Genomic DNA, 26,082 nt, shown 5'->3' with positions numbered 1-26,082 from the left:
TGTGATGATTACATTATGCGTATGCTTTTATGCCCGTATCGGTTGCGCGGCCCGAAGTCAAGCTTTACCTTGTAGCCGCCCCACACCTCGTGGCTGCCTCGCCCCCGGCGTGACACATCGGCCACGACACGGTCGTAACTGTAGCCGATGAAGATGTTGCTGAACTCGGCTCCGAGCAGCAGTGCCACGGCATCGTCGTGACGCCACGCCACACCGGCCCACAGGAAGCGATTGTAACGCACGCGGGCCGTCAGCTGGCCCGTCACGCGGTCGCGGTCGGCTCTCAGAAGCATTGACGGCTGTATCTCAAATAACGTGTTTTTTATGGGAATATTGCCGCCGACCATCAAATAAAACTTGCGTCCGGCATTAAACGCGACGGCGTTGTCACCGTCGCCGTCGACATCGAGAGTGACCTGCGACCGGTTGAGATGCGTCACCGACACTCCCGCCCAAAAGTGACGCGAGTTATAGAACGCTCCAAGCGACAGATCCACAGCCGAATGTCGTTGGTCTTCAATCGGGATGTCACCGGCCTCGTCGCTTGCAGCGTCACTTTCGGGGAGCTCCCTCTCCGACCATCGGAACTCGTTGTCGATGATGCCGGCCTGAACCGCAAGCGTGACACTCGAGCTTCGTCCGGTCGTTATCTTGTAGCCGCACTGAAGTCCGGCGGTGATGTTGCGGTAAAGCCCTATGCTTTCACGCTGCGCCACCACTCCCGCCGCAAGCTTGTTGCCGAGGAGGGGAAGAGGCATGTCGCCTGTGAGCATAAACGACTTGGGAGCCGGGTCGGCGCCTATACGGTCCCAACGGCCGCCGACTCTCACGCGCAGATAGTCGCTCGTGCCTATGGCGGCGGCATTGTAGTAGTTGAGTGCTTCGACATAATTGGTCATCATCATGTCGACCTGCGCGTCGACGGTGACGGCAAGCGATGCGACCGTAACGGCAATCAGCGACAATATGCGGTTAATCCTTGCCATGCGTCACTCAAAGTAAAAGGTTAGTACAACCATGCGCGTAGCCGCCTTGGCAAGCGACTGCGTGAACTTGTAACGGTCAGGGTCGTCGGCAAGATCGGGACGGTCGTGACGCAGCATGTCGGTAAGCCCGAAACAGAACTTCAGCTCGGGACACAACTTGAAATATGGGAGATAGATGTCACACCCCAGCCCCAACGACACAAGAACATCGGCACTATTGAGTTGCAACAGGTCGCGGGCATGTCGCTTCGACACATCAAATGCGCCCATTACGCCGCCCACAAGATAGGGACGCACGTTGCGGTAGCGCAACGACGCATACTTAAAGTCGACAGGCAGCACCACCTGATTGCTCTTGATGTCCTGACGCTCAACTGCTCCGCTCTCGTGGTCGCGCATCACCAGGCTACGGTTGCCGAAATAGATGCCCGGCGACACCCTGAGGCTGAACCACTCGTTGAGCCGGAAATCTACAAGTCCGCCCACGCAGAATCCCGGCGAGAAGTCGGGCTGCTCGACAAACCATGACTCGCCGTCGGGCGTGACATATCCGTTATGCGTCAGCTGGAGATCCTGGGTGTGCAGCCCCACACTGAATCCGAGATGCCACGGCCTCAGGTCGGTATAGGGACGGTTCATCACGCGGTTGTTGCGCTGCGCACAAGCGTGACATCCCACCCCGGCTATCAGGATGAGGACGACAACGAAACGTGACAATATGACGCGACCCGCACTCATTACAAAATGTAAACGAATGCAGGTCGCGGCTTATTGTATCGACCGTTACATCATTTAGCGGGTCGGGGTATGCGCTTAACCGCCCTCGACACCTTTACGGGCATCTTCACCCAGAGGCATCCCGGAATCAAACGCCAGAAGAACACCCCTATGGCCCACCGCCAGTCGACGACGGCTATGCGTATCTTGCGCTCTATCGCATCGACAACGAGCGGAGCAACATGGTCGAGCGACATGCTCACCGGATATTTGCGCTCCTTGTCGAGAAGCGGGGTGCGCACCCATCCCGGGCGTATGTCGACAAATGATATTCCGGCGCGCTTGTTGTTGGAGAGCTGTTCAAGCGCCTCAAGATAGTTCCATTGGAAACGCTTCGATGCCGAGTAGGCGGCCATCCGCCCTATGCCCTTTACTCCGGCTACCGATGTCACGGCGGCGATGGTGCCCTTGATTCTCGTGAGGCAGAAGTAGTGATAGGCGGTGTCGACCATCCTCACGAAGCCCGTTGTGTTGGTTTCGGTCACGGCCACCTCCTTGTCAAGATCAAGGCTGGGATTCTCGCTGAATATGCCGGCCACATGGAAGTAGACATCCATGCCTCCAAGCCGCCTTATAAGTTCAGTCAGCTTGTGGGGAGCGTCACTTCGGGTTACATCGATAACCTCATACTCTACCTGAGTGGGAAACATCTCCTTCAAAGCCCTCAACGGGCCCTCATTGCGTGCAGCCACGCCCACATGCCATCCGGTTAAAGCAAATATCTCGGCTGTGCGGAGGCCTATCCCCGACGAGGCCCCCATGATAACAATTCGTTTCATCATCCTGAAAATCTTGGTTACTATGATGTAACGCAGCCGGGCCGTCCATTGTTTGCGTCACAGCTCATCGTAGCCACAAATATATGTCACAGCAGAAGCTCGTAGTCGCTGTCGTCGAGGAATTGTCCGAACTTATATCCCACTTCGCGGAAATGCGACGCCTCGTAGAAGCCAAAGGACTTAACCATGCGCTCACTCGCCTCGTTGCCGGTGGTGATGCACGCTATCAGGGCATGGAATCCGCGCTTGCGGCAGTCGTCGATAAGACACTCCATCAGCTTGCGGCCGATGCCGCGCCCGGTCATTCCGTCGAGCACGTAGGCCGATGCCTCAAGGGTGTTGTGATAGGCTCCGCGTCCTTTCCACTCATGAGCGTAGGCATAGCCCACCACACGCCCCTCGTCCTCGCACACATAGTAGGGATAGCGCGAAGCGATTGCCTCGATGCGGTTGCGCGTCATCTCCTCGGTGGCTATGACCGTATCGAAAGTCACGGTCGAAGTCCTTACATAGTGATTGTATATCTCGGCAATTTCCTTTGCGTCGTCGGTGCGCACTTCTCTTATCTTCATAAACATCCACATTGTTTTATTCGGCAAAGTTAAGCATTACTCCACATCCCCACAAATCGGCAACGAAACATGGATTGCGATTTCCACATTTTTGCCGATGTAACGCGGTTATGTGGGGGATTATTCGTAACTTAGCGCGTTATTTTGAGTAAATGTGCGCCTACGGGCCACTCTACGACTCTACAACTATAAACTACAACAATGAAGGACAACCGAAAGATAAAAGTGGGAATAACCCAAGGCGATATAAACGGAATTGGCTACGAGGTGATACTCAAGGCCCTCGACGATCCACGCTTTGTGGAACTTTGCACCCCCGTAATTTACGGTTCGGCAAAGATAGCCGCATATTACCGCAAAGGGCTCGACATAGCCCCCGTAAACCTGGTTCAGGTTCCGTCGGCCGACGATGCGCGCGACGGCGATGTAAACATAATAAACGTTGTGCCCGAGGACACCAAGATTGAACCCGGAGTGGCATCAAAGACAGCCGGACAGGCCGCTTTCGCGTCGCTTGAGAGTGCCGTAGCCGACCTCCGCTCGGGAAGCATCGATGTGCTCGTGACTGCGCCCATCAACAAGGACACGATACAGAGCGAAACATTCACCTTCCCCGGCCACACCGAATACCTCGAAGCCTCGATAGGCGACGGCGACAAGAGCCTCATGGTGCTTTGCTCCGACGACATCCGCGTGGCCCTCGTGACAGCCCACATGCCGCTGGCCAAGGTGCCATCGGCCATAACCAAGGAGGCGATACTCGAGAAGCTGCGCATATTCAACCGCTCGCTGCAGCGTGACTTCGCCATCGACTGCCCCCGCATAGCGGTGCTCTCGCTAAATCCCCATGCCGGCGAGAACGGACTGCTCGGCACCGAGGAGCGTGATGTAATAATACCGGCAATCGAAGAGGCCGGCGACGAGAAGATACTCGCCTTCGGGCCCTACGCTTCCGACGGATTCTTCGGCTCGGAAGCCTACGAGAAGTTTGACGGCATCCTTGCCATGTACCACGACCAGGGACTCACACCGTTCAAGGCGCTCGCCATGGATCAGGGCGTAAACTACACCGCCGGCCTTCCCTACGTGCGCACCTCGCCCGACCACGGGACTGGATTTGACATTGCCGGCAAGGACATGGCATCGGCCGAGTCGATGCGCAGCGCAATATACATGGCCATCGACATCTACCGCAACCGCCTGCGCTACGACCGCGCCTACCGCAATCCGCTGCGCAAGCAGTACTTCGACAAGAGCAAGGACAACGTTGTGCTTGACCTCACCAAGGACGACAGCGAAAACGACTAATCAACCCACAAAACAAGATAAAATGAACTACGCCATAATAGCCGCCGGCGAAGGCAGCCGCCTCGCTCAGGAGGGTGTAGAGCGCCCGAAGCCGCTCGTAGAGCTCAACGGCACCCCCATGATAAAACGACTCATCGACATAATGCTCGACTGCAACGCCGAGTCGCTGTCGATTATCGTCAACGAGCAGATGACCGAGGTGCGCCGATACATCGAAAGCCTCACCCTGCCCGTGCCGCTCTACCTCACCGTGAAGTCGACACCCAGTTCGATGCACTCCTTCTGGGAAGTGAGCCGCAAGTTCCCCGCCATAGGAAAATTCGTGCTGACGACAGTCGACACCATATTCCACGAAAAGGACTTCCGCCAATATGTCAACGCCTTCGAGCATGACGACAGCGCCGACGGATACATGGCCGTTACATCGTTTATCGACGACGAGAAGCCGCTCTACATCGATGTCGACAACGACATGTTCATAACGGCGTTCCGCGACAACCCATGGGACGGAGTGAAGTACATCTCAGGCGGAATATACGGCCTCACAGCCCCCGCGCTCGACATTCTCGACGACTGCATGAAGCGCGGAGTGAGCCGCATGCGCAACTACCAGCGCGCACTCGTGGAGGGCGGGCTGCGACTTAAGGCCTATCCCTTCAGCAAGATAGTCGATGTCGACCATGCCGGCGACATTGCCACTGCCGAGCGATTCATCGCCGAAGGGAACGCATAAGCCCACGCCAACAAGCAACTCGAATCAATCATTGTAACATATTATTAAAATGGCTGAAATAACGATTGCCGGCATCATGCGTGCCGGTGCCTACTCGCCAAACCACATCGGCAACGACGCTGCCATATTCAATGCAGCTGCCGACCATCTGCGCAAACGCGGATGCATAGTGAACATATACAGCGAAGAGCAGTTCATTGCCGACGAAGTGACCGAACCGGTCATCGTCAACATGTGCCGCGAAATGAAGTCGATACACAAGCTTCAGGAACTCGAGCAGAAAGGAGCCCTGGTGATCAACTCGGGATTCGGAATCGAGAACTGCACCCGCGAGCGCATGACACGAATACTCGTAGGCTCCAACATCCCCTACCCCGAAAGCCTCATCGTAAACACCGACGAAGGCGTAACCGCAACCCTCAAGAAGGCCGGATTCACACAGTGCTGGATCAAGCGCGGCGACTTCCACGCCATGCACAAGGAGGATGTGAGCTACGTGCGTCACCCCGAAGAGGCTCAGGAGGTGCTACAGGAGTACTTCCTGCGCGGCATCAAGCGCGCCGTCATCAACCGTCACCTCGTGGGCGACCTCATAAAGTTCTACGGCGTTCAGGGCACTCCGTTCTTCTTCTGGTTCTACCCCTTCGACCTCGGCCACTCCAAATACGGCCACGAAGCCATCAACGGCAAGTCGCAGGGACTTGAATTTGACAAGGAGAAGCTGCGTGCCATCTGCCAGAACGCGAGCGAGGTTCTTGATGTGAAGGTCTACGGCGGCGACTGCATAATAAGCCCCGAAGGCGACATTCGCATCATCGACTTCAACGACTGGCCAAGCTTCGCGCCCTGCCGTCAGGAAGCGGCGCCCCATATAGCCAAGTGCATCCTCAACGAAATCAAAAAACGCAAATAACGGCTATGGAGCAACAGATAAATAACGCACAACCGTCCACATCAAGCTATCGCGACAGCCTCAAGTCGATGGACACCGAGGAGCACATCGACCTCGCGTTCTATCGCCCGATAGGCTACATGTGGGCCTGCCTCGCCAAGAAGCTCGGCGTAACGCCCAACGCCATAACCATAGCATCGATATTCCTCGGCATCGGCGCCGGAGTGATGTTCTACTTCAACGACCTGTGGTTGAACATAATAGGAATGTTGCTGCTGATATGGGCCAACTCATTTGACTCGGCCGACGGACAGCTGGCCCGAATGACCAAGCAATATTCACGCATAGGACGAATACTCGACGGACTGTCGGGCGACTTCTGGTTTGCTACGATATACGTGGCTATATGCCTCCGCACCAATGTCACATCGGAGTTCTTTTCACAGCACCACTGGGTGATATGGGTTACCGCCGTAGTGACGGGAATATGCCATGCCAAGCAGGCTGCAATGGCCGACTACTACCGCCAGTTCCACCTCTACTTCCTCAAGGGCGAGGACGGCAGTGAACTTGAATCGGCCGCCGACCTGAAGAGCAAGCTCGCCGAGCTGTCGTGGAAACACAACTTCTGGAAGAAGCTCACATTGACCTTCTACACCAACTACACCATCAACCAGGAGGCATGGACCCCGCGCATGCAGGCGCTACGCGCCGAGCTTAAGCGCCGGTTCCCCGACGGACGCATCCCGCAGTCATTCCGCGACGCATTCCGCGCCAAGAGCCTGCCCCTGATGAAGTACACCAACATCCTGTCGTTCAACTGGCGCACGATAGCCCTGTTTGCATCGCTCTTCCTGCAGATGCCTTGGCTCTACTTCGCCTTTGAACTGACGGTGCTCAACATATTGCTGGCCGGAATGGTGATACGCCACGAAAACATTTGCAAGACATTCACTAAAGAGCTTGAGGATGGAAAATATTAAAGGTATAATATTTGACTACGGCGGCACAATCGACAGCCGCGGCACCCACTGGAGCGAAATAATCTGGGACGGATACCGGGCATCGGGAGTGGAAATCGACAAGGACACATTCCGTGAGGCTTACGTGTATGCCGAGCGTGAACTTGCCAAAGTTCGTCACATAATGCCCGACGACAACTTCTACGTGTTGCTGCTCAAGAAAATGAAAATCGAGCTGACACATCTCGCCGACAACGGAGCCGTCAAGCGCGAGGCCGTCGACACTCTTGCACCCGACATTGCAAAGTACTGCTACGATCAGGCGCGCCAATGCATCGAGGAGGCACGCCCCACGCTTGAGGCACTCTACGAGAAGTATCCCATGGTACTTGTGAGCAACTTCTACGGCAATGTCGAGAGCGTGTTGCGCGACTTCAACCTGCGCCACTATTTCAAGGATATAATAGAAAGCGCCGTTGTGGGCGTGCGCAAGCCCGACCCGCGCATATTCGGCCTCGGAGTCGAGGCTCTGCACCTGAAGCCCGAAGAGGTGCTCGTAGTGGGCGACTCCTATAAAAAGGACATCGTGCCCGCCGAAAGCATCGGCTGCAAGGTGGCCTGGCTTAAAGGAAAAGGCTGGACCGCCGACGAAGATGCCGTGATGCACCCCTCAATCATCAAAAAGTTGGCCGATGTGCTCGATGCAGCGTTATAGTCCATTAACATTGTCACTCGAGATGTGAACGTAAATTTTACTACGTTAACATAACAGCCTTATATTTAACCATTCTTTACGAAAAATAAGGAAAGTTAGCTGAAAAATATTTTTACATTTGAAAAATAAGGATTACTTTTACGCGCTTTTTCGCTGCTAACGGCATCGGATGAGCGCGTAATTTTCATTATGCAAGTGACTAAAACAACAATTTAAATACTTAAACCGTAAAATTTAACCTCACAATCATGAATCAGATTGAAGTAAAGAAAGCCGAAGGCAAGCTTGGCGTTCTCGTAGTAGGACTTGGAGCAGTATCCTCAACTTTTATGACAGGTGTATTGATGACTCGCAAGGGTCTTGCCAAGCCTGTTGGCTCAATGACACAATATGATGTAATGCGTGTTGGAGAAGGTGCCGACAAGAAATACCTCAAATACAACCAGATTGTTCCCATCACCGACCTCAACGACATCGTGTTCGGAGCTTGGGACGTATATCCCGCCAACGCATTTGAATCGGCTATGAACGCCGAAGTTCTCAAGGAGAAGGACATCCTCCCCGTTAAGGACGAGCTCGAGAAGATCAAGCCCATGAAGGCCGCTTTCGACCACAACTATGCAAAGCGTCTTGACGGTGACAACGTCAAGGACTGCAAGACCCGCTGGGACATGGTTCAGGAACTTAAGAAGGATATCCGCGACTTCAAGGAAGCCAACGGCTGCGCACGCGTAGTTGTGCTTTGGGCTGCTTCTACCGAGGTTTATGTTCCCGTAAACGAGAAGGTACACTATACACTCGCCGATCTCGAAGCCGCTATGAAGGCCGACGACCGCGAGAACATCGCCCCCTCTATGTGCTACGCTTATGCAGCACTTACCGAAGGTGCTCCCTTCATCATGGGCGCCCCCAACACTACAGTCGACATCCCCGCCATGTGGGAGCTCGCCGAGAAGACCAAGATGCCTATCGCAGGTAAGGACTTCAAGACCGGCCAGACCCTCGTTAAGTCAGGTTTCGCCCCCATCATCGGTGTACGCTGCCTCGGCCTCGCAGGATGGTTCTCAACCAACATCCTCGGTAACCGCGACGGTCTTGTACTCGACGAACCCGCCAACTTCCGCACCAAGGAGGTGAGCAAGCTCTCAACTCTCGAGTCAATCCTCGTTGCTGAAAAGCAGCCTGACCTCTACACCGACTACTACCACAAGGTACGTATCAACTACTATCCTCCGCGCAACGACAACAAGGAAGGATGGGACAACATCGACATCTTCGGCTGGATGGGCTATCCGATGCAGATCAAGATCAACTTCCTCTGCCGCGACTCAATCCTTGCTGCTCCCTTGTGTCTTGACCTCGTTCTGTTGAGCGACCTCGCAGCACGTTGCGGACGCTACGGCATCCAGTCATTCCTGAGCTTCTTCCTCAAGAGCCCGATGCACGACTATACAAAGAACGAAATACCCGTAAACAACCTCTTCGAGCAATATGTAATGCTTAAGAACGCCATCCGTGAGATGGGCGGTTACAAGGCCGATCAGCTTATCGACTAATAAAACAGCATACATAGCTTAAGAATAAACTTCGGGGAGATGCACCGCCAGGTGCACCTCCCCGTTTCCATTACAACCCGGCTGATTCGGCCGTCCGCTACTCGATGTCGATTATCACCCGTCGATAGGATGTCAGCACGGGAGTGCCGTTGTCGGTTACCGTGCACAGCACATTCACCCGGCTGCCCTTGTCGAGCGCGGGCAATGTAAGCTCGGTCTTCGGGCTGTCGGGGTCGGCAATCACCACACCCTCCACATCGGCGTTGCCGGCTTCGGGCAACAGGCTCCAATTGACATTTATGTTGTCGCCGTCGGGATCGGTCGACTGCGACGCATCGAGAGTTATCGACTCACCGCCGCGTGCATTGACCACGATTGGCGCAAGCCCCTTCTTGCCGTTGACCACGGCCACCGGATTGCGATTGCCCTTCCCCTCGTGAGCCCAGGCCATTCGGGCGGCAAAGTTGTTGAACACGGCCGGATAGAAAAGCTCCTCATATTTACGTGACACAGCCTTTACCTCGGGCGAGATGTTGGTGTAGCAGGAAGTAACGCTGTCGGCCGTCATACCGCTCTTGAAATATCCGCCCCAGCTTATATCCGAAGGATTCTCGGGATCGTTAAGTCCCGTGGGCATCACGTAGAGAAACGACGGAGTGTCGCCCTCGACTCCCCAGCGGTAACGGGGATAAACAGCGCCCATGTTGCCCTTGCCCTGGATGTGTTGCTCATATTCGGGCCAGTGGGCTGCGCCTATCTCATTCTGCGACAGCCATGCGCTCTCGTCCCATATAAAGAAGAGGCTGTCGCCAAACTCCTCCCTCATCCACTGATGGGAGCTGAGGTCGTGCTGCGCCCTCTTGATCCAGTCGACATCCTGGTCGGTGATAGTGTATATCCGGATTTTGTCAAGCACATCGCCGAGCAGCTCCTTGTCGTCGCTGTTGCGTGCCTGCCACAGTGACTGGGCCACGGTGTTGCCGCCGCCCCACACGAGAACCCACAGTGGGCGCTCATCATCCTCACGCGCAAGCGAAAGTATGTAGTCGCTTCCCGGCGAAACGTTATAGGCTCCTATATGCGACACTCCAAGATACTTGCTGCCGCTGAACACACGGCTGCGCAGGTAATCGGCGCTCGGCCAGTAACCTATCATCTGCTTGTCGGCCTCCTCGGCAAGCGGCTTGAACTCCGACTGCTCGGAACGCTTCATAAGATTGGGCAGATCCTTCTCGTAGGCATCGATCACCGTCTGAAGATATTGGCCCCACTCCTCAGGATACTCGCGGCCGCTGCTGTTCCACCCCGATGCGGTTATTATCGCCTCAATCTCATAAAGGTCGGCATGTGAAAGCAGCCTCACCATCGACTCCATATCGTCGGGTTCGGTTTCCACGGGGGCGATATCGGTCAATATCACCACTCGCGGCTTATACTCACCTTCGCTCGGTGCCTCGGCGGCACACGCCGCCATCGCCATAACGCCCAATGGCGCAAAACACTTCAATAGCACATGTTTCATAATGGTCATTTTAAGATTAATCCGTGAAGTTAAATAATTATTTTGAATCACCCACAAAATCAACCGCCAATTCACCACATCCCAAACCCGCACCCACATCATCCATACCCTCCACCGGCAAATCCCCGCGTCAGCGCAAAAGCTGCGTTAGCTGCTTAACAACGAGGGGCACCCGCGGAATGGATACAAATAAAAAGGTCGCCCGAAAATCGGACGACCTTTTTCACCGGGAATCGGAATTGCGCTTCAAGATGGACTCGAACCAACGACCCTCTGATTAACAGTCAGATGCTCTAACCGACTGAGCTATTGAAGCAATTATTTAGTAGGATATTTACGGCTTCCCGTAAATTGCGATGCAAAATTACGTTCTTTTTTTTAATTATGCAACTCTATCGCAAAAAAACTAATGCAGAGATGAGCTTTTTATGATTATTTTGGCATTACAATTACCCGTCGACACAAGCGCAACGCAGGTCAGCCACTGTTTATGGACGCATCGGCCTCTACATAGTAGCAGGAATCGGGAGGACATATCCTGTCGCAAAACTCCAATAAACGCCTGATACGCTCCTCAAGCTGAGGGTCGTCATTGCCGCGCGTCACCTGTGGATGCGGCTCTTGCGCGCACGGCTGTGTCGATCGGTAACCCTCACGACGACAATCGGGCTTGACAGAAGAGGCATGACCATCTTGCGCTGCACGTTCAGTCTGCATGGCAGGAGAGGAAGGCTTAGAAGCGGCAGAAGTCTGTGTAGAAGCTTCGGCGGCAAGGCGGGCGGCTTTCTTGCGCGCACAGTAACGGCGCTGACGCTCGCGGGCGAGGCGGCGACGCCTGATCGTGGGATAGATGAGCATGAACAACGAGCGCACAAGGTCGTCCTTGATAGTGCCTATCAAATCGCTGTGATTATGATTCTGATAATAGTCAAGCCAGTAGTATATCTCGCTGTGATAGCACACCGGTATCTGATTGATGGCATCGACCCACAACTGATCAAACTTCAACTTGTAAACTCTCTTCTTCTTGGGCGTTTCGGCGTTTTCCATGGTATTATCTTTTTCGGCAAAGATAATGCGCCGAAGCGCCCGATTTCACCCCATAATGTCGCGAAGCGCATTTTTAACGCAAAAAAATCATTTCAACACGACTGCTTGAATCTTAACAGAATATCGAGATGAGCACCGGAACCGATATTTCAAGAATAATTCCATGGATTATAGCCAACGGCATAAGATTATTGCGGCTACGGTCGGACAATATGGACGGAAGACACACATCCATCGAGTTTATTCCGGCAAGAGATATGGCCGATACGCCTCGACCGCTCCTCGAAAAGAAGGAGCAGAACACCAATGCCGCCAGCTCCCTGATTATGTTGGCAAGCAAAGCCGTGGTGGCCAACATTCCGGCAGCCTCAGCCCCCGACAGTCTATGGCATAGGCCGTCAAGGCATTGTCAAGAAGCCAGCGCCCTTGACAAGAAACATTCCTTGATTTAGATGAATCCGCTGAACCAATGCACAAAGACTATACGGCACATCCGTGACTCGGCGTGCTTATTCATATTGCGTATATTTTTAGTCCTTTGTGTCATAGCGGGTGCAAAGTTACAAATTATCCTACAATCCCACAAGCGCGGGAAAACGCCGCACTGCATCCGCGATATCCGATATTTTATTAATTTTGCAACTATAAAGCGCGTCAATCCCAGCTTGATACAGTCGAAAGCCCACTGAATGTGACGAAAACGCCGCTTTTATATACCAAAATCAATTTATATTTAATTAACCGACAAGATAAAGACTGCCGTTATACAATAACCCGAAACTATGAACATCGAAGAATTCCGTGAATATTGCCTGTCGATGGACGGTGTTACCGAAAAAACACCTTTCGGCAAATTTGCCCGGCGCTACGACTCCATCCTTGTATTCTATGTCCTCGACCACATGTTCTGCTTCGTGGATATGGACGATTTCACATCGGTGACTGTCAAGTCAACACCCGAAGAGATAGCGGAAATACGCAACCGACACTTATCGGTGAGCAACCCTCTCAATCAGAGCCTTCGACACTGGATACAGCTCAACCTCAACGGCGACATCCCCGACCCCGAGATCTACGCCCTCGTCCAAAGAGCCTACACCCTCGTCAAATCCAAATACACCCCCAAGAAAAAGCCCTAACCCACTCCGCATCCTCCACAGCCCTACACCTCCATGCGCCCAAAAGTGGTGTAAATAAAATAGAATGGCAACAGTTATACCACTGCCATGGCAATATACCACTCAAAAAGTGGTACATTATTTCTGCATACTTTTTTGCAATTAGTCCAATTAGCTCATAATTGAAACCTAAAAGCTTAAAAAGAAAAGCTGCACCGTAAATCTTATTACGACACAGCCTCCTAATTAACCAAAAAACTTACAATTATGAATTATTTAAATAATAGTCAGCGGCTATTAGCCACCGTGAATGTAAGTTCATTGGTATTATAATACAAAGATAATATATTGGGGGCATAATTCAAAATTCAAGTACATGAATTTTCAGAAAAATGCGGTGGGATGGGGCTTGGGCAATAAAAAAGCAGTCAGCGATGTGCTGACTGCTTTGTGACCCCGGAGAGGTTTACCTCGCATGGGGTTAAGTATCTTGTCTATCAATACTTTAGAATTTCTGAAAATCGCGGCTGTTCCCTTTTTGCACACCCGGACATTTCAATGTTCTTCGTATATCTACAACGCTAAGTTAGCAATAATAGTCTGATTTACGGCATTTTCCGATGTTAAAATTTGTCATCATCTGCCACCTCTCCACCTAAGCTCCGACGACATACACATTACAGAGCAAGCGTACTTATTCCCGGAGAAGAAATGATGCGATTATAAATCAACTTTTCAGAGCCATTTATCGGGTCATTCTTGTGAGCCGATAAATTCGGGAGCATAAATGTAGCTTGTCTGCAAAGTTCAAATTTTTAACGGGTAAATATCAGTTATGGCACAAGACGGCCATTCTTCATTTCCGACAGCAGCAGGTCATAGACATATGCCGGACTTTCGATATACAATCCTGTGGAAAAGTCCTCCAGTTTGGAAAATGTCTCTGAATTGTGGAAAGTCGAGATAGCCTCCGTCAATTCCATTCCGTCCCGTTCCACAAGATAGCGGACAACATCGGCTGATATGCCCTCAAATAAATAACGTGCGTTCCTGTCCTTCATAATTTTTTCAGCATATTGATCGCTGCCTCCGTATGGAAAAAGTATTGTGATGTTACTTGTGAGAATGTAAGTTCCTTTACAAGCTGTTCCTCTGAGATGAAATTTTCCGAAAACATACGGAGCAGACGAGCAATCGTATCATCTGCAACCGGTCCAATGACTATATCATAGTCGTGGCATGGTTGAGGAACATTTATATCGCGGTTGGACATCACAAACCTCGCCCACTCCTCGTCAGGCGATTTGAATGTTTTTATCTTCAACCCTACTGTGACAGCATTCTCCAAATCAAACTCAAAGGCTGTCAATGTGGGTTCTCCCTTGAACATTTTTACTGTTCTTGCAGCCATCCTTTCAGCCTGATGCCGAATGTCGGTAAGATAGAATCCTTTTCCGAAATCCTTGTAAGGACGACACTTTCCGAGGTCAATCCTGTCTATCGCCATGTTTGAGCCGTGATACAGTATCATTTGATAGCCCCTCCGTTATTTTGGCAGACGACAGTAAGGTCGTCAACACAGTCATTAAACGACAATGTATGTTCCACATCATAAAATTCAGTCAGGAAAGCAATGCCCTTGAAGCGATTAAGGTAATTGCTGGCCTCACGGATTGTCAGGCGGTGTCTTTTTGAAAACTCGATTATGGCTGTCATTATATAATCTATGACATTCTTATCAGCTTTTTTTATTGGTTTCAGTTCAACAACAGGCTCAACCTCAAGAGCATCTGCAATACGACTGATTGTGTTGAAGTTCACGCACAATCCGTTTTCGACCTTCGACACCATCGCTTTCTGCACACCAATCATGGCTCCTACCTCATCTTGGGTAAGACCCTTGCTTTTACGTCGCAGATACAGCAACTCTCCTATTTTCTTGAAATTAGTATTCATGGTGCAAATATAATAAAAGTTTCTTATTTGAGAAACATTTGAATAAACTAAGTGTTCAATAGTTTTATTTTTCTCTCTGGCGAAACGAGGTGGAGGTGCAACGCTTGGTTGTGTCGGTTGAGTGCCGTCAAAAGGTGACGGGCTACGCCTGACACCCATTGACCGCACTCCATAGAGAGAAAGCGGGTTAAACACCGGTAGCCTCAACGCCGTGTGATGATGCGCCGGAGACGTCGCTGTACCTCGCACGACTGAAATCGGCAACCCGTGTTCTTCACGCTCGCTTCATTGTATTACTTTCATTGGTCGTTGTACCTCCACCTCGTTGGCAGGGATACCATTTTCGTATGTCTGTCACTCAGTGTCACCCTGCGGGGCTGCGCTGGCTCTACTTTCATGCTGATTATAAGCGGAGTTCAAAGTATGTTCGCTCGTGGCGATGAACGTGCCGGAACGGGGTATTCTTTGCCTTTCGGCTGAAAAAATCTCCAGACTTCCCGTTGTCAGCTCGTATTTTTATAAGCCGTGAGGCGAACACCCCTTTGTTTTCCGTCACGCGGAGAGTTCATCGAGCGAACAAACTTCAAACTGCGATTATACGCATTAAAAAAATATCGCCTTATGACACTGAATGACAGACATATTAAAAAATCGAGCTTCACTCCTTCACCAGCTCATACCGCATTAAAAAAGGTTGCAAAGGTGATTGTGGTTATCATTGGTGCTATTGTCGGTCTGATGGTATGGGCGATTGTACAGCCGATATTCCGAGGTGTGGGGTGGCTAATCTCCATACTGACGATGACAGCGATAATCTATTGGTTAATGACACTCTAAAAACATTTACGACTATGGCACAGACACTTAAATCAAACGACACTGCAATCCACGTGATGCAGCAGATGTTGCAGGAGCGTTGCATCGCAGAGCCGATGTTCGCAATCAAAATGGCAAACCCCTCAAAGTCTATGGAGGGAGCGGTCAACTACCTATGCTCACAAATCCAAAAGAGCGGTCTATGCGTGGTTGACGACACCACCGTGATGAACCTGTTGGTGCATTACTTTGACGAGAACGAGATTGAGGACTGCGGTAATGTCAACTGCAATATCGTTGTCGGCAAGCCGGAACTCTCCGCCGAGGATAAAGCCAATCTCAAGGAGCAGGCTATGGAGCAGTACAAGGAGGAACAGCTCCGAGAACTCCGCAGACAAAACCAGCCTAAGCCACAAGCGAAGGCAACACATTCCGCTCCCAAAGCCGGAGCAGAAATGAATGTCCAACCAAGTCTTTTTGACCTCTAAAACACACGGCTATGAAACCCAAGACAAAAAAACAGAAAGAGATAATCGCATTGAGCGGTCAGCTCCGCCCCCTCACAACCCCTCAAAAGAAATGGGCGTTCAACAACACAATCGACCATTACGCCTATCGTCTGAAGAATGGCAAAGCGGTATGTATGTCGTGCGGACACGAATGGACGGCAGACGAGGGTATGGCAACCTGCCCCCACTGCGGAATAAAGGTGAAGGTTGAGACCACCACGCAAAGGGTGTACCATACCAAAGCGTATTTCAACGTGATAACCGCAGTCGGCGACTATCAGGTTGTGAGGATGTTTCTTCTCATCGCCGAATTCCGCAAGGGAATGGCAGTCAACCCAGCCTATCTTGAAATCGGGCAGTATTGGATTGATGTAAAAGGTGGCAGGACACTTGTAGGGATAAAACGCACTATGGGTTGGTATATGGACTCCTTCGCATTTGGCTCTCCTTTGGAGATAAGGCAGGAACACGAGGCGTTCCAACGCATATCCGATGAATATGTGTACCCACGCATCAAGTCAACCGATACTATCCGCAGAAACGGCTTTGAAGGGCGCACCCACGACATTCACCCCGTAACCCTCTTTCAGCAGTTGCTCACCAATCCGAAGGCTGAAACTCTGATGAAAGCCGGAGAGATTGAGTTGCTCCGATACCTTTGCGCCCACCCCTCCGAGGTTGACAAATATTGGAACACCATAAAGGTGGCACGGCGTGCAGGATACAAGGTCAGCGACGGCAAGATGTGGTTTGACTACATCAAGATGTTGGAGCGTATGGGCAAAGACCTCCATAACCCCAAGTTGGTGGCTCCGCAAGACCTCAAAGCGGCACACGATGAATATGTGGCAAAGGTGGAGCGTCAGCGCATCAAGGAACAGAGGGAAGCCGACCGCAAGAGAGCGGAAGCCGATGAAGCCGAGTTCGCAAAACTCAAAGGGAGGTATCTCGGACTTGTGATGACAGACGGAGAAATCACTGTCCACACCCTCAACTCCGTAGCCGAGTATTACGAGGAAGGCAAGCGCCAGCATATCTGCGTTGGCTCATCGGAATATTATCTGAAAAAGGACTCTCTGGTGTTCATTGCCAAGATAGGCAACAAGACAATCGCCACCATTGAAATCTCGCTGAAAGACTTTTCAATCCTACAATGCAGAGCCTTCGCCAACGGAGTATGCAAGTACACCGACCGCATTTCAGAGATTATCAAGGCTAATACCAAGCTAATCAGAAAGCGAAAGAGAATGGCTGCATAAGTTTAATCCGACCTGCGTCAACAATGGCGCAGGTCATAAATCCCACCGATATGAACGTGATATTTGAAAATGTGATATTTGACATTGATGACAAGATAAGAGCCGTTGTGCTGGAACTAATCAACCGGATATTGCTCACACGCAATGAAACGGAGCAGAGAGCTACAGTAGCCGACTGTGCAGAGAAAACCGACCTCAACGAGTATTTTGTATATGGTTACGGCAGCCACCACTTTTGGGTGAAGCAACGCAAATTCAGCGACCCGACCAAGATTTTTGAACAACGGAGAATGATTGTGAAATTCTAAAAAAAGCAATGAATATGGCAACGAGAATGACCGCCAACGGGGTAAGCACGACCACTGCCCCCGGCACTGAACAATACGAGACTTTCCACTCGGCACACCGTGGCAAACGAATAAGCCGTGTGATGTACGATTTTCGGGATACCGATAACGAGCTGTTTTCCTGCGTTGCTCCGACACTCGCAGAGTGCAGACGCAAGCGTGATGAATGGCTCTACAAGAAGAAATAATTAGCCAATAGTCGTAATGACAGAGCGAGTAACCCTATGCGATATAGAGTTACTCGCTCATTTTGCTGAAAATTTCGGCCGCCAACAGGCGGCGTTTGGGCATTTTTTTGTACTATCAGAGTGCTTAATTTCCTAATTATGCGTAAATTTGAATTATGAAAAAGGAATTGCCACTTAATATTCGTGAAATAATTTCTAAAATAGAATCGCATTATCACGATACATTCAATTTAATTGCAAAAATCGGCAATAAGATTGATGAAAAACTACGTTTGACTCCAAACGACAATAAACTCATAATCGGACGAGATATATTAAAAAGAATTCAGACCAATATAAATGTTCTCTTAAATATAAAAATATCCGAGCATACGGTTGTTGCGTATCGTTTAATACTTCGTGCCATGTTTGCTGATATAGTAGAGGCAATTTATCTCGTGGCGTCAGCAGAAAAGGAACTTGAAGAAGAATTATGGAAACGTAATTTAGAGGCTGCAAGAACATTTGAAATATGGGTTAAAGAGAAAAAAGAGTTTTATGAGAAAGTGGATACACAAGACACAACAAATATAGATTTGGATAAAATGTATGCTACATTTGTTAAATATGTCAATCCTGATTCTCCAAAAGAATTTTACTCTAAGAATAAAAACAAAAAAATAGATACAGCATCAATGGCCTCATGTCTAAAAAAGCATCCGGCTGAAATATTTTACTATGTAAACCAACTATACGCACATTATCGGTTTTTATCACTCACAGAGCATTATACAACAGCTTTTCGTGCAAATTCATATCTCCGCCCAGAAGATTATTTAATGTTTGAAGATTTTTCGGCATGGATATTTTTGGGGAGTAAAATATTCGCTGAGATACTTACTGAGATAGTTGATACGGGAACAATAAAATTCATATTAAGCGATGGAACCATTTTATACTCAATATAATAAGTTGTGCCACCAAATTCCAATATAGAAAGGAATAAAATAGGCACAACTTATTTAATTGTATTAGAGTATTATAAGAAAAGTAATACTATTTCCGTTTTACGACGAATATATAATTGTTTGTGGAATTTCCCTTTGTAGTGGCAATGAGCAGTATATTCCTTATAGATATCCCGGTTGCCATTCTTCAGTTTGCGATACACGCTGGATTTGTTGACTGCGCCTGGACCAATATTGTAGGCGAGTGTACCGAGCAGGATTGCGTTACGTTCTCCCATGTGCTTGTAGAGTGAAACGAATTTCCGGAGGTCTTTTCGCAGGAGTGCGTCGGCCTGTCTTTCGGTGAGTTGAATGCCTTTTCGGTATGGCTCACCACGTTGTACCACATGTCCGAAACCGATTGTCGGCCAGTGCTTCGGCTTATGGAGAGTTTCAAACTTTTTGATTATCAACACCGCACGCTCAAATAGCGGTAACTCCATTATGCTACGTTTGGCGTGAGCAGCGGGCGTTGCTGCCGCAAGGGTCAGCAACGCCACGAACAGCATCATCAGTTTTTTCATTGGCCCACGGGTGTTATGATACCGGGATTTATGGGCTTGACAATCAAACCGCCGCCGTTGTCATCGCCGGAGTCCTTACCGTTGAACTCAAAGGTCTGTTCCCACGGAGTCGAGCCGAAATTATCTTCGCAGACCACGAGAAATTTATGTGCGCCGTCTGATTTTGCGGTGTAGTTCAGGCGGAAGGTTTTGCTTTCGAGCAGCACACGGTCATTGTTTACCAGCACCGGGCCATCCACGAGTTTGAGCGTTCCATCGCCGTCATACTGGAAATAGCGGATTGTATAGAGGGTGTTGGTGTAGTTGCCTTCAGTCTTAATTTCAAAGCGCAGCTCCACGGTCTGCCCTTTGACAATCTTTTCGGCGTAAGGCATTACCTCCACGGTAAACGGGTAGGATTGCTGGACATCGAGGTCGTCATTGCATGACGAGAGAGTGAACACGAGGGCAAAGAGTGCTGCCCAAAATCCGAAAAATCGAGCTGGAGTGACGCGGATTGCGCCGATACGGGAAATCAGATTTGAAATCATAATTTGAACTTGGATTTAATTGTGGGTTTGGTGGTGATTGACACAAGAAAATCATTTAGATCCTTGTGATTGGGATAGAGTGAGGATTTATCCATTACCTTGTCGCCGAACTCGCGCTGAAGTTTGGCGAGTGCCGCACGACCGGCCACATCATTGTCAAGGTAACAGCTGATTACGGAGTAATCGGAGAGCGGTTGAATGGTTTTATTGAGATTGGATACAGAGTTTAGCACTATTATGTCGTTGCCGTCATTATAGCCGAGCTTTTCCGCTGAAAGAAAGTCAATAAAGCCTTCAAAAACGTTGCATCGCAGGTTGCCGTTGCTGATATGAGATATATGCTGGGGAGGAAAAGCTCCTTTGAAAAAAGAGTTGCGCAATGCGTATCCGTGTGCATTGTTCTCAAAACCGATGGCATAATACCGTTTGCCATGAAGCGTATAGTCAACCTGTACGCAATAGCGTTGTGCAATGTCGCGCGGTATGCCACGGTCGGCGAGATAGTTCAGCAACACAGGGGATTCCAGACGTGAGATTTCCACATCCTCAAAAGTAGGCTCTTCCTTGAATGGCACAGGCTTGTATGGTTTTTCGACCGGGAGCTGCATCTTCACCGCGATGAAATTGGCTTGCCTCAAAAAGTCCGTTTCACCGGACATTTCTCCGGCAAGCGTGAAGATGTCACCTCCCGCTCCCATGCCAAAATCAAACCATAGGTTTTTGCTTGGGTTGACATGAAACGACGGTTTACGCTCATTGCGGTATGGGGCATAAAACCATAATCCTTTGCTGTCGCGTCCGGTGGGCTGATAGCCGAGATGGTTGAGAAAATCCACCAGCGGGATTTGTCTGATAGCGTCGATGTTCATAGACGCATCTTTCGTTTGCGTTTCTCAACAATATCCGGCTCTTGCCGCATGGATATTTTCTGAAACTTCGACATTTCCGTGGCGATATACATATTCAGTTCCGAGCGGTTGCAACTTCCGGTCAATTCGTATGCAAGATCATAAATGCCGCCGTATGCACCGCTTTCAGTATCACGCCACAGGTTTGTTTCGAGGTTGATTACCAATGTCGGCTTACGCTCATTGTCGTAAGGCGCATTGTAGATGCGCAGGTTGCCGTCGGCTGCTACCGGATGCTCCTGACCGAGAGCTTTCATAAAGTCAGTGAGTTTGACTTTACGAGGGTCAAAATTCATTATCACTGCCATACGCTTATTCGATTATAAACTTTACGCCGACACCATATTGTGTATGGAAATGTCCCGTTGAGTTGCCGAAAATAAACCGCTCTTTCACATTGGCTGTCAGTGCGATTTTATCCGATAGATAAAAGTCAGCCTGAACTGTGAGTGCGCCACCATATATAAAGGCATCGCCATTGTGGAGAGTTGAACCGTCGGGCAGTACCGACTTACCCCAGTTGACCGTTTCGTATCCTCCGAGGGCTGACATACCGCCGTAAAGGTGGAAAGTCTGCGAGTAGTCGCTCAACAGGTGGAGATTGTAACCGACCTCACCAGTGAACTCCGCGACGGGGATACGCCCTTTCTCGCCGTATGGTTTGTAAGTCTGGAGATACTCGCCGCCGAAACTCCAAGTGTTGGCGTTGCCCTTGAATACGGAGTAAAACACTCCGAAAGAATAGCCACAGTTGCGAGAGTTACCTGTATAGAAACCGTCTGCCATATTTGCCTTTACCTCCACTGCCGACATTCCGGGGAGGCATCGCTGGGCCATTGCCTGCCCCGTGAAAAGGGCAAGCATGGCAGCGAAAATCATTATCGCTTTTCTCATTGGTTTACTGGATTGAAAGTTCGTCGATTACGTTGGCTCTCACAATATCCTCGTTCTCCACCACAAAGGACTGATGGCGGCCGCCCTCCTTTTCGGCGACCTCGATAACAAGCTGCTTGTCGTCGGGGATGGTGAATTTCTCCAGTGCGAACACCGTGCGCTCAGACTGCTTGCCGTGTACCACCGTCACATAATTCTGGGCGCGAAGGGGCTCCAAGACCTGCTCCTGCATGGCAGTACGTTTGATAACCTTCTTATCGACAATCTTGAACGAGATATAATCAATATCGAAAGCGATATTTGATGTGTTCTTCAGCTCGGTGTGAAAATAGAGAAGTCCGTTGTTTGTGTAAATAGATTTCAGGAGAAACTGCACCCCGAAGCGTTTACTGCCTATGTGCTTGATTTCGCGCTTGTTCTGCTTGTGGATAGATTTCATAATCAGCTTCACAAGCATCGGCGACTCCTGACCAAGACGCTCCAAGTATATCTCTTGGGCGTTATTCGGGCGGTTGACCGCCTCGCCGTCATGGAGAAAAACGGTCATCTCAATGTTGAGCAACAACGGTTCTTTAGCAAATTTCACGTTAAATGAATAGTAGCTGCCATCTTCGGTAATCACCGAGAGATTGGTTTCCTGCTTGAACGACTTGAAAGCCGATTTGACACGCAGCACGTTTTTCGCGCCATCTGCGAGACCCGCAACAAGGTTCTCATTGCCGAGGTCAACATAGACCACCTCCGAGGGAAAGATGATGTGCGTCGTTTTCTCGAAACACACCTCCAGCGCATGAGGCGGTATCATTCGGTCGAAACCTACTTTGCGGGTCAGACCGTCAAATTTGTCTCCGTCGGTGTAGTTTGCTCCGTACACGTTAAGGTCGTGTTCGGTTACTTCGGTGGTTTCAGTGTCGGAAGACACGTTAACTTTGGTGTTTTTGGCGAATGCCGGGGTTGCCATACCGAGAATGGCAACGAGAGTAAATAAAAACAGTTTGAAATTCATTGAATTGTGGATAAAGTGGTGAGTAAATTATAAATCCACCGGTTGGTGGAGCATCACACGGTATCCGGCTTTGAGGTGAACTTTGACGGTTCGCATCTTCTTGGTGAGATACTGCGACACTCCGTTGATAAGTCCACGACCGACATCTGACGCTATCTGCGCCCCGGTATTGGTGGAGATGTTGATTGAACTGCCCATTGTGCTGCCCATATTGGCCCCGATTTCATGCAGTGCGTCACTCTCCATTGACTGAGGAATGTTTATACCTTCCTGTCCGTCGGAGTCGTAAACTTGCAACTCCACTTCGTAGATTGACCCCTCACATTCGATTGAGGTTATCTCAATTTCAAGGCGCTCTCCCTGCACACGGGCAGACCCGGTGATTGTGGTATTGCGAGGAATAAGGCGGTTGCCAATCCACATCGGTTCAGTGGTACGGAGCTTCACACTTTCGCCGTCAATCACACTCTGGTTTCCGGCGACAACAGCGGCGATTGTATTCTTTGCCGTGGCTGATTTTGTGCCGACCGAGGTATTGAACGAGCGGTTGGAAGATGATCCGAGCGAAGAAACGACATTGTGGTTTACCTGCGCCACCGGCTGTACATTCCGTTTACCTTTTTCATCTATCGGAGGTGATGCCTGAACATTACCAGCATTTCCATTGCCCATATATAGGGCGGCAAGCTGATATGAGCGTTCCATCAATTCCAGTTCATTGGGTTGCTGTGTCTGCTGCTGGGCTAAGGCATTCTGCGCCTCCAGTTCATCAATTCGCTCCTGCAATGCTACCATATCCGCCGATTGGTCGGTTTCCGGGATATAGAAGTCGTTGAGTGAAGCCTGTACCTCCTGATATGCCTGCGCTGATGTTTCAATAGCGGAGGGTTGGGTTACAGTGTCGGGTGTTGTGGCGGCAAGAGTGTCGAGGGTGGCAATGGTTGCCTGCCGTTGCTCCCGTTCTTTGGCTACCTCCGCAGCGGCATATTCCTCCGCTTTCGACTTCATTCCGGTGTTCTCACCGTCAGGAATTTCAGTATTGAAAGCGTTTCCGGCTTTGGCATCATCATTTTTGATGCTTGAATACAGTAGCCATACGATGACAATTCCGCATAGAATAGCCGCCGGCATGACGATTACATATTTCATCATCTTCTGCCGCTCAGCCTGATTTTTAGGCTGGAAGATTGAGTTAATCTTCGCTTTCCATTCCTGCATCGTCATAGGCGGTTGGGATTACGGTTTGGACATCATTTTCGAGGGTAGGCAGTTCAAGTGAGCGGATATGCTCCACTTCAAGGGATTGCCGGGAGTGGCCGAGGCCTATGCGGTAACAGGCGTGACCGAATACGAAGAACGCTATCAGTACAAAGGCTGTGAGCATCACCGCTATTACCGTCAGCCGTTGGTTATGCGGAAGCTTGTCGCACCTTTTCCGCAGCTTTGCCGAGAGTCTGCCCTTTGGGTTGCGCCACACCATATTATATATGGCGTCTCTCGCGGCGCGTGATTTGGAAAATAAATTCATCGTTTGGTTGTGATTAGATCCTTGTTCTCAATGATTGTGAAACCCTCGATGATGAAGCCGTTGGGATTGTCGTCGGAGCGCGACACGTTTGAGAGGCGGCACTTCGTGACAAGCGACCTTTCGGTCACGTTGCTCTCACGGATTATCATCTGACGGGCATAGGTGGTAGCTGAATATGGATAGCTGTTGAAATTGCATACAACACTGTCAACCTGCACCACCTGATTGATATTCCCCGCGATTATACGATTGTAGTAACCTTTCTCCGAGAAATCGGTGTAATAGTTGTAAGCTGATCTGTCGCTGAGTATCAGCGCACGGTTGATGTTGTGCTCGATTGCCGACTTGTCAGGCGAAAGGTTGAAGAACAGTTCATGGAAGCGGCGCACATGCTCGCGTGCTTCGGCGGGGCGGTTTTGCTCCATGTCCTGCGACAAGGCAAGCATCAAAGATTTGCCATTGTCAAGGACATAGATTTTCTCCCGTTGCTTTTCGGCAAAATTGAATGCCGATACAAGGGCCACCGACACCACCACAGCGCACATCGCCACGAAGATTATTCCGAACAGACGTATCTGACGGAAAGATGTCTCGATGTTTCTGAGTGATTTGAACTCCATTTGAATGTCGTTAGAATATGGTTTGAAAATTATTTGAGCAGTTTACCGGCACGACCTGCCACATTACCGGCTACCGCACCTCCGACACTCGCAGCTCCCGAACCTACCTGCATGGCGGTGTTGTTGACAGCACGGTTATAGTTTCCTGCACCTCCGGCTTGGATAATCCAGCCCGCTACCGTCGGGATTGTGAAGTATCCGATAATGCCGATTATCATAAACACGGTATAAGCTGTGTTTGAGCCATCTAAGTCCACATTCGGGTTGTTGGTCAACTCTGAAATGTCGTTCTGGAGCATCAACACCTGTATCTTGGCGAGTATGGTAGAAAACAGGTCTGCGACCGGTAGCCAAAGATATGTCTGTATGTATCGGCAGATCCATTGCGTAAGGGTTGACTGGAAACCATCCCACACGGAGAGGGCAAAGGCAATCGGGCCGAGAATGGCGAGGACAATTAGGAAAAAAGTCCTTATCGTGTCAATTGTCAGGGATGCTGCCTGAAACAGCATCTCCAATAGTTCACGGAAGAAATTTTGTATAGCCTTCTTCACCTTGTACATTCCGCGCTCGATATACATTCCGGCGGCTGTGCCGATCTCCGTCACACCCAATTCGTCAATCTGCCTGTCAAACTCTGCATCGTCAACGAGATAGGCGGTGGAAGGGTCGTTCATCATCGCCTCATATTCCAAGCGGTCTTTCTCCTCACGGTACTTCTTCATATCGAGGGTCTGACCCTCCAACATTGTGGCTGTACCCTGCACAATCGGCGACATGACATTGTTGATAGTGCCGAGGACAACAGTCGGGAAAAACATGATGCAGAAACCAATCACGAATGGTCGGAGCAACGGGAACACATCAATCGGTTCGGCGGCTGCAAGCGACCTCCAGATACGGTAGGCGACATAGAACAGCGCACCCAATCCGGCTATGGCTTGCGCCACTCCCGCCATATCCTCGCACAGCGGCATCATCTCATCGTAGAGCGACCGGAGTATGGAGTGGAGATTTGAAAAATCTATCGCGCAGAGCATA

The 26,082-nt window shown here is 50.2% G+C and carries 33 protein-coding genes and 1 tRNA gene; 13 read left to right on the top strand and 21 right to left on the bottom strand.

The features are described 5' to 3' along the window. Positions 1-8: 8 nt before the first annotated feature. The 4 genes from E5354_RS03000 to E5354_RS02985 form a co-directional block, all read right to left on the bottom strand. A complete protein-coding gene (locus tag E5354_RS03000; RefSeq protein WP_135946370.1) occupies positions 9-986 on the bottom strand; it encodes a PorP/SprF family type IX secretion system membrane protein in 978 nt (325 codons plus the stop codon). A 3-nt stretch (positions 987-989) separates the two neighbouring features. Further along, positions 990-1,724 carry a porin family protein gene (locus E5354_RS02995; RefSeq protein WP_135946369.1) on the bottom strand — a complete coding sequence of 245 codons (735 nt, stop codon included), beginning with the start codon at positions 1,722-1,724 and terminating at the stop codon, positions 990-992. Between the two features lie 50 nt (positions 1,725-1,774). Continuing rightward, on the bottom strand, positions 1,775-2,545 hold the full coding sequence (locus tag E5354_RS02990) for an SDR family NAD(P)-dependent oxidoreductase (protein ID WP_246863727.1): 771 nt from the start codon (positions 2,543-2,545) through the stop codon (positions 1,775-1,777). A gap of 83 nt (positions 2,546-2,628) precedes the next feature. Next, on the bottom strand, positions 2,629-3,114 hold the full coding sequence (locus tag E5354_RS02985) for a GNAT family N-acetyltransferase (RefSeq protein ID WP_123395047.1): 486 nt from the start codon (positions 3,112-3,114) through the stop codon (positions 2,629-2,631). Between the two features lie 201 nt (positions 3,115-3,315). Here E5354_RS02985 and pdxA point away from each other — a divergent pair, with 201 nt between their 5' ends. The 6 genes from pdxA (at position 3,316) to E5354_RS02955 (ending at position 9,280) form a co-directional block, all read left to right on the top strand. Then, positions 3,316-4,422 carry a 4-hydroxythreonine-4-phosphate dehydrogenase PdxA gene (gene pdxA, locus E5354_RS02980; protein WP_135946368.1) on the top strand — a complete coding sequence of 369 codons (1,107 nt, stop codon included), beginning with the start codon at positions 3,316-3,318 and terminating at the stop codon, positions 4,420-4,422. A 22-nt stretch (positions 4,423-4,444) separates the two neighbouring features. Beyond that, positions 4,445-5,155: an NTP transferase domain-containing protein gene (locus tag E5354_RS02975; protein ID WP_123395045.1), complete on the top strand. Its 711-nt coding sequence runs from the start codon at positions 4,445-4,447 to the stop codon at positions 5,153-5,155. Between the two features lie 49 nt (positions 5,156-5,204). Beyond that, entirely contained in the window at positions 5,205-6,068 is an 864-nt protein-coding gene (locus E5354_RS02970; RefSeq protein ID WP_123395044.1) for a hypothetical protein, read from the top strand. Between the two features lie 5 nt (positions 6,069-6,073). Then, complete coding sequence (locus E5354_RS02965) at positions 6,074-7,030, top strand: CDP-alcohol phosphatidyltransferase family protein (RefSeq protein WP_135946367.1); 957 nt, start codon at positions 6,074-6,076, stop codon at positions 7,028-7,030. Then, complete coding sequence (locus tag E5354_RS02960) at positions 7,017-7,724, top strand: HAD family hydrolase (RefSeq protein WP_123395042.1); 708 nt, start codon at positions 7,017-7,019, stop codon at positions 7,722-7,724. Before E5354_RS02965 ends, E5354_RS02960 begins: the two co-directional genes overlap by 14 nt. A gap of 248 nt (positions 7,725-7,972) precedes the next feature. Beyond that, positions 7,973-9,280: an inositol-3-phosphate synthase gene (locus E5354_RS02955; protein ID WP_135946366.1), complete on the top strand. Its 1,308-nt coding sequence runs from the start codon at positions 7,973-7,975 to the stop codon at positions 9,278-9,280. 97 nt (positions 9,281-9,377) lie between these two features. On the opposite strand, the gene E5354_RS02950 is transcribed toward E5354_RS02955, so the two are convergent. The 4 genes from E5354_RS02950 to E5354_RS02935 all read right to left on the bottom strand — a co-directional run bounded on the left by E5354_RS02950 (position 9,378) and on the right by E5354_RS02935 (position 12,210). Continuing rightward, positions 9,378-10,802 (bottom strand): DUF1593 domain-containing protein, encoded by a 1,425-nt coding sequence (locus E5354_RS02950; RefSeq protein WP_210433127.1) that lies wholly within the window; start codon positions 10,800-10,802, stop codon positions 9,378-9,380. A 242-nt stretch (positions 10,803-11,044) separates the two neighbouring features. After that, positions 11,045-11,118 (bottom strand) — tRNA-Asn (locus E5354_RS02945). Between the two features lie 161 nt (positions 11,119-11,279). Beyond that, positions 11,280-11,852 (bottom strand): hypothetical protein, encoded by a 573-nt coding sequence (locus E5354_RS02940; RefSeq protein WP_135946365.1) that lies wholly within the window; start codon positions 11,850-11,852, stop codon positions 11,280-11,282. A gap of 112 nt (positions 11,853-11,964) precedes the next feature. Continuing rightward, positions 11,965-12,210, bottom strand: a complete 246-nt coding sequence (locus E5354_RS02935) for a LysO family transporter (protein ID WP_135946364.1) — start codon at positions 12,208-12,210, stop codon at positions 11,965-11,967. Positions 12,211-12,634: 424 nt separating this feature from the next. Here E5354_RS02935 and E5354_RS02930 point away from each other — a divergent pair, with 424 nt between their 5' ends. After that, positions 12,635-12,991: an MmcQ/YjbR family DNA-binding protein gene (locus E5354_RS02930; protein ID WP_135946363.1), complete on the top strand. Its 357-nt coding sequence runs from the start codon at positions 12,635-12,637 to the stop codon at positions 12,989-12,991. A gap of 812 nt (positions 12,992-13,803) precedes the next feature. Here the strand turns inward: E5354_RS02930 and E5354_RS02925 are convergent. Genes E5354_RS02925 through E5354_RS02915 form a run of 3 tightly spaced genes read right to left on the bottom strand, consistent with a single transcriptional unit; the run spans position 13,804 to position 14,926 of the window. After that, on the bottom strand, positions 13,804-14,031 hold the full coding sequence (locus E5354_RS02925) for a hypothetical protein (RefSeq protein WP_128703446.1): 228 nt from the start codon (positions 14,029-14,031) through the stop codon (positions 13,804-13,806). Beyond that, entirely contained in the window at positions 14,028-14,501 is a 474-nt protein-coding gene (locus tag E5354_RS02920) for a DUF3990 domain-containing protein (protein ID WP_128703445.1), read from the bottom strand. The genes E5354_RS02925 and E5354_RS02920 overlap by 4 nt, the downstream gene beginning before the upstream one ends. Then, a complete protein-coding gene (locus tag E5354_RS02915; RefSeq protein WP_128703444.1) occupies positions 14,498-14,926 on the bottom strand; it encodes a DUF3791 domain-containing protein in 429 nt (142 codons plus the stop codon). Before E5354_RS02915 ends, E5354_RS02920 begins: the two co-directional genes overlap by 4 nt. 621 nt (positions 14,927-15,547) lie before the next feature. Here E5354_RS02915 and E5354_RS14155 point away from each other — a divergent pair. The 6 genes from E5354_RS14155 to E5354_RS02890 all read left to right on the top strand — a co-directional run bounded on the left by E5354_RS14155 (position 15,548) and on the right by E5354_RS02890 (position 18,992). Then, positions 15,548-15,763 (top strand): hypothetical protein, encoded by a 216-nt coding sequence (locus tag E5354_RS14155; protein ID WP_164913268.1) that lies wholly within the window; start codon positions 15,548-15,550, stop codon positions 15,761-15,763. A 14-nt stretch (positions 15,764-15,777) separates the two neighbouring features. Continuing rightward, positions 15,778-16,230: a PcfK-like family protein gene (locus E5354_RS02910; RefSeq protein WP_164913267.1), complete on the top strand. Its 453-nt coding sequence runs from the start codon at positions 15,778-15,780 to the stop codon at positions 16,228-16,230. Positions 16,231-16,241: 11 nt separating this feature from the next. Next, complete coding sequence (locus E5354_RS02905) at positions 16,242-17,510, top strand: PcfJ domain-containing protein (RefSeq protein WP_128703442.1); 1,269 nt, start codon at positions 16,242-16,244, stop codon at positions 17,508-17,510. 23 nt (positions 17,511-17,533) lie between these two features. Then, a complete protein-coding gene (locus E5354_RS02900; protein WP_246863726.1) occupies positions 17,534-17,818 on the top strand; it encodes a hypothetical protein in 285 nt (94 codons plus the stop codon). A gap of 14 nt (positions 17,819-17,832) precedes the next feature. Further along, entirely contained in the window at positions 17,833-18,045 is a 213-nt protein-coding gene (locus E5354_RS02895) for a DUF3873 domain-containing protein (RefSeq protein WP_128703441.1), read from the top strand. Between the two features lie 155 nt (positions 18,046-18,200). Next, entirely contained in the window at positions 18,201-18,992 is a 792-nt protein-coding gene (locus E5354_RS02890; protein ID WP_128703440.1) for a hypothetical protein, read from the top strand. A gap of 71 nt (positions 18,993-19,063) precedes the next feature. On the opposite strand, the gene E5354_RS02885 is transcribed toward E5354_RS02890, so the two are convergent. From E5354_RS02885 to traJ, 10 genes are read right to left on the bottom strand one after another with little or no spacing between them, the layout of a single operon-like run. Next, on the bottom strand, positions 19,064-19,555 hold the full coding sequence (locus E5354_RS02885) for a glycoside hydrolase family protein (RefSeq protein WP_246863725.1): 492 nt from the start codon (positions 19,553-19,555) through the stop codon (positions 19,064-19,066). Then, positions 19,552-20,085, bottom strand: a complete 534-nt coding sequence (locus E5354_RS02880; protein ID WP_135946362.1) for a DUF3872 domain-containing protein — start codon at positions 20,083-20,085, stop codon at positions 19,552-19,554. The genes E5354_RS02885 and E5354_RS02880 overlap by 4 nt, the downstream gene beginning before the upstream one ends. After that, the gene (locus E5354_RS02875) at positions 20,082-20,954 is read right to left on the bottom strand and encodes a toprim domain-containing protein (RefSeq protein WP_135946361.1); all 873 of its coding nucleotides are present in this window, start codon (positions 20,952-20,954) and stop codon (positions 20,082-20,084) included. Before E5354_RS02875 ends, E5354_RS02880 begins: the two co-directional genes overlap by 4 nt. Next, complete coding sequence (locus tag E5354_RS02870) at positions 20,951-21,301, bottom strand: hypothetical protein (RefSeq protein WP_135946360.1); 351 nt, start codon at positions 21,299-21,301, stop codon at positions 20,951-20,953. Before E5354_RS02870 ends, E5354_RS02875 begins: the two co-directional genes overlap by 4 nt. 4 nt (positions 21,302-21,305) lie before the next feature. Next, a complete protein-coding gene (locus tag E5354_RS02865) occupies positions 21,306-21,887 on the bottom strand; it encodes a conjugal transfer protein TraO (protein ID WP_135946359.1) in 582 nt (193 codons plus the stop codon). A 4-nt stretch (positions 21,888-21,891) separates the two neighbouring features. After that, the gene (gene traN / locus E5354_RS02860) at positions 21,892-22,893 is read right to left on the bottom strand and encodes a conjugative transposon protein TraN (RefSeq protein WP_135946358.1); all 1,002 of its coding nucleotides are present in this window, start codon (positions 22,891-22,893) and stop codon (positions 21,892-21,894) included. A gap of 27 nt (positions 22,894-22,920) precedes the next feature. Continuing rightward, positions 22,921-24,117 (bottom strand): conjugative transposon protein TraM, encoded by a 1,197-nt coding sequence (gene traM / locus E5354_RS02855; protein ID WP_135946357.1) that lies wholly within the window; start codon positions 24,115-24,117, stop codon positions 22,921-22,923. Continuing rightward, on the bottom strand, positions 24,086-24,421 hold the full coding sequence (locus E5354_RS02850) for a TraL conjugative transposon family protein (RefSeq protein ID WP_135946356.1): 336 nt from the start codon (positions 24,419-24,421) through the stop codon (positions 24,086-24,088). Before E5354_RS02850 ends, traM begins: the two co-directional genes overlap by 32 nt. Then, positions 24,418-25,041: a conjugative transposon protein TraK gene (gene traK, locus E5354_RS02845; RefSeq protein WP_135946355.1), complete on the bottom strand. Its 624-nt coding sequence runs from the start codon at positions 25,039-25,041 to the stop codon at positions 24,418-24,420. Before traK ends, E5354_RS02850 begins: the two co-directional genes overlap by 4 nt. A 29-nt stretch (positions 25,042-25,070) precedes the next feature. Beyond that, positions 25,071-26,069: a conjugative transposon protein TraJ gene (gene traJ, locus E5354_RS02840; protein ID WP_135946594.1), complete on the bottom strand. Its 999-nt coding sequence runs from the start codon at positions 26,067-26,069 to the stop codon at positions 25,071-25,073. Positions 26,070-26,082: the final 13 nt, after the last annotated feature.

The organism is Muribaculum sp. NM65_B17 (assembly GCF_004793735.1).
GTDB classification, from domain to species: domain Bacteria; phylum Bacteroidota; class Bacteroidia; order Bacteroidales; family Muribaculaceae; genus Muribaculum; species Muribaculum gordoncarteri.
This window is presented reverse-complemented; position numbering and strand designations above follow the sequence as displayed.

Excerpts from the sequence above, each read along its gene's own strand:
- E5354_RS02910 (WP_164913267.1), top strand. The coding sequence starts at position 15,778 with ATGGCACAGACACTTAAATCAAACGACACTGCAATCCACGTGATGCAG.
- E5354_RS02880 (WP_135946362.1), bottom strand. The coding sequence starts at position 20,085 with ATGATTTCAAATCTGATTTCCCGTATCGGCGCAATCCGCGTCACTCCA.
- E5354_RS02850 (WP_135946356.1), bottom strand. The coding sequence starts at position 24,421 with ATGAATTTATTTTCCAAATCACGCGCCGCGAGAGACGCCATATATAAT.
- E5354_RS02995 (WP_135946369.1), bottom strand. The coding sequence starts at position 1,724 with ATGAGTGCGGGTCGCGTCATATTGTCACGTTTCGTTGTCGTCCTCATC.
- E5354_RS14155 (WP_164913268.1), top strand. The coding sequence starts at position 15,548 with ATGACACTGAATGACAGACATATTAAAAAATCGAGCTTCACTCCTTCA.
- traN (WP_135946358.1), bottom strand. The coding sequence starts at position 22,893 with ATGAATTTCAAACTGTTTTTATTTACTCTCGTTGCCATTCTCGGTATG.
- E5354_RS02985 (WP_123395047.1), bottom strand. The coding sequence starts at position 3,114 with ATGAAGATAAGAGAAGTGCGCACCGACGACGCAAAGGAAATTGCCGAG.
- E5354_RS02900 (WP_246863726.1), top strand. The coding sequence starts at position 17,534 with ATGGCGCAGGTCATAAATCCCACCGATATGAACGTGATATTTGAAAAT.
- E5354_RS02875 (WP_135946361.1), bottom strand. The coding sequence starts at position 20,954 with ATGAACATCGACGCTATCAGACAAATCCCGCTGGTGGATTTTCTCAAC.
- E5354_RS02885 (WP_246863725.1), bottom strand. The coding sequence starts at position 19,555 with ATGAAAAAACTGATGATGCTGTTCGTGGCGTTGCTGACCCTTGCGGCA.
- E5354_RS02925 (WP_128703446.1), bottom strand. The coding sequence starts at position 14,031 with ATGAAGGACAGGAACGCACGTTATTTATTTGAGGGCATATCAGCCGAT.
- E5354_RS02990 (WP_246863727.1), bottom strand. The coding sequence starts at position 2,545 with ATGATGAAACGAATTGTTATCATGGGGGCCTCGTCGGGGATAGGCCTC.
- traK (WP_135946355.1), bottom strand. The coding sequence starts at position 25,041 with ATGGAGTTCAAATCACTCAGAAACATCGAGACATCTTTCCGTCAGATA.
- E5354_RS02915 (WP_128703444.1), bottom strand. The coding sequence starts at position 14,926 with ATGAATACTAATTTCAAGAAAATAGGAGAGTTGCTGTATCTGCGACGT.
- E5354_RS02975 (WP_123395045.1), top strand. The coding sequence starts at position 4,445 with ATGAACTACGCCATAATAGCCGCCGGCGAAGGCAGCCGCCTCGCTCAG.
- E5354_RS03000 (WP_135946370.1), bottom strand. The coding sequence starts at position 986 with ATGGCAAGGATTAACCGCATATTGTCGCTGATTGCCGTTACGGTCGCA.
- E5354_RS02970 (WP_123395044.1), top strand. The coding sequence starts at position 5,205 with ATGGCTGAAATAACGATTGCCGGCATCATGCGTGCCGGTGCCTACTCG.
- E5354_RS02890 (WP_128703440.1), top strand. The coding sequence starts at position 18,201 with ATGAAAAAGGAATTGCCACTTAATATTCGTGAAATAATTTCTAAAATA.
- E5354_RS02955 (WP_135946366.1), top strand. The coding sequence starts at position 7,973 with ATGAATCAGATTGAAGTAAAGAAAGCCGAAGGCAAGCTTGGCGTTCTC.
- E5354_RS02950 (WP_210433127.1), bottom strand. The coding sequence starts at position 10,802 with ATGAAACATGTGCTATTGAAGTGTTTTGCGCCATTGGGCGTTATGGCG.
- traM (WP_135946357.1), bottom strand. The coding sequence starts at position 24,117 with ATGACGATGCAGGAATGGAAAGCGAAGATTAACTCAATCTTCCAGCCT.
- E5354_RS02940 (WP_135946365.1), bottom strand. The coding sequence starts at position 11,852 with ATGGAAAACGCCGAAACGCCCAAGAAGAAGAGAGTTTACAAGTTGAAG.
- E5354_RS02935 (WP_135946364.1), bottom strand. The coding sequence starts at position 12,210 with ATGTTGGCCACCACGGCTTTGCTTGCCAACATAATCAGGGAGCTGGCG.
- E5354_RS02965 (WP_135946367.1), top strand. The coding sequence starts at position 6,074 with ATGGAGCAACAGATAAATAACGCACAACCGTCCACATCAAGCTATCGC.
- E5354_RS02895 (WP_128703441.1), top strand. The coding sequence starts at position 17,833 with ATGGCAACGAGAATGACCGCCAACGGGGTAAGCACGACCACTGCCCCC.
- pdxA (WP_135946368.1), top strand. The coding sequence starts at position 3,316 with ATGAAGGACAACCGAAAGATAAAAGTGGGAATAACCCAAGGCGATATA.
- E5354_RS02905 (WP_128703442.1), top strand. The coding sequence starts at position 16,242 with ATGAAACCCAAGACAAAAAAACAGAAAGAGATAATCGCATTGAGCGGT.
- E5354_RS02865 (WP_135946359.1), bottom strand. The coding sequence starts at position 21,887 with ATGAGAAAAGCGATAATGATTTTCGCTGCCATGCTTGCCCTTTTCACG.
- E5354_RS02870 (WP_135946360.1), bottom strand. The coding sequence starts at position 21,301 with ATGGCAGTGATAATGAATTTTGACCCTCGTAAAGTCAAACTCACTGAC.
- E5354_RS02960 (WP_123395042.1), top strand. The coding sequence starts at position 7,017 with ATGGAAAATATTAAAGGTATAATATTTGACTACGGCGGCACAATCGAC.
- E5354_RS02920 (WP_128703445.1), bottom strand. The coding sequence starts at position 14,501 with ATGATACTGTATCACGGCTCAAACATGGCGATAGACAGGATTGACCTC.
- E5354_RS02930 (WP_135946363.1), top strand. The coding sequence starts at position 12,635 with ATGAACATCGAAGAATTCCGTGAATATTGCCTGTCGATGGACGGTGTT.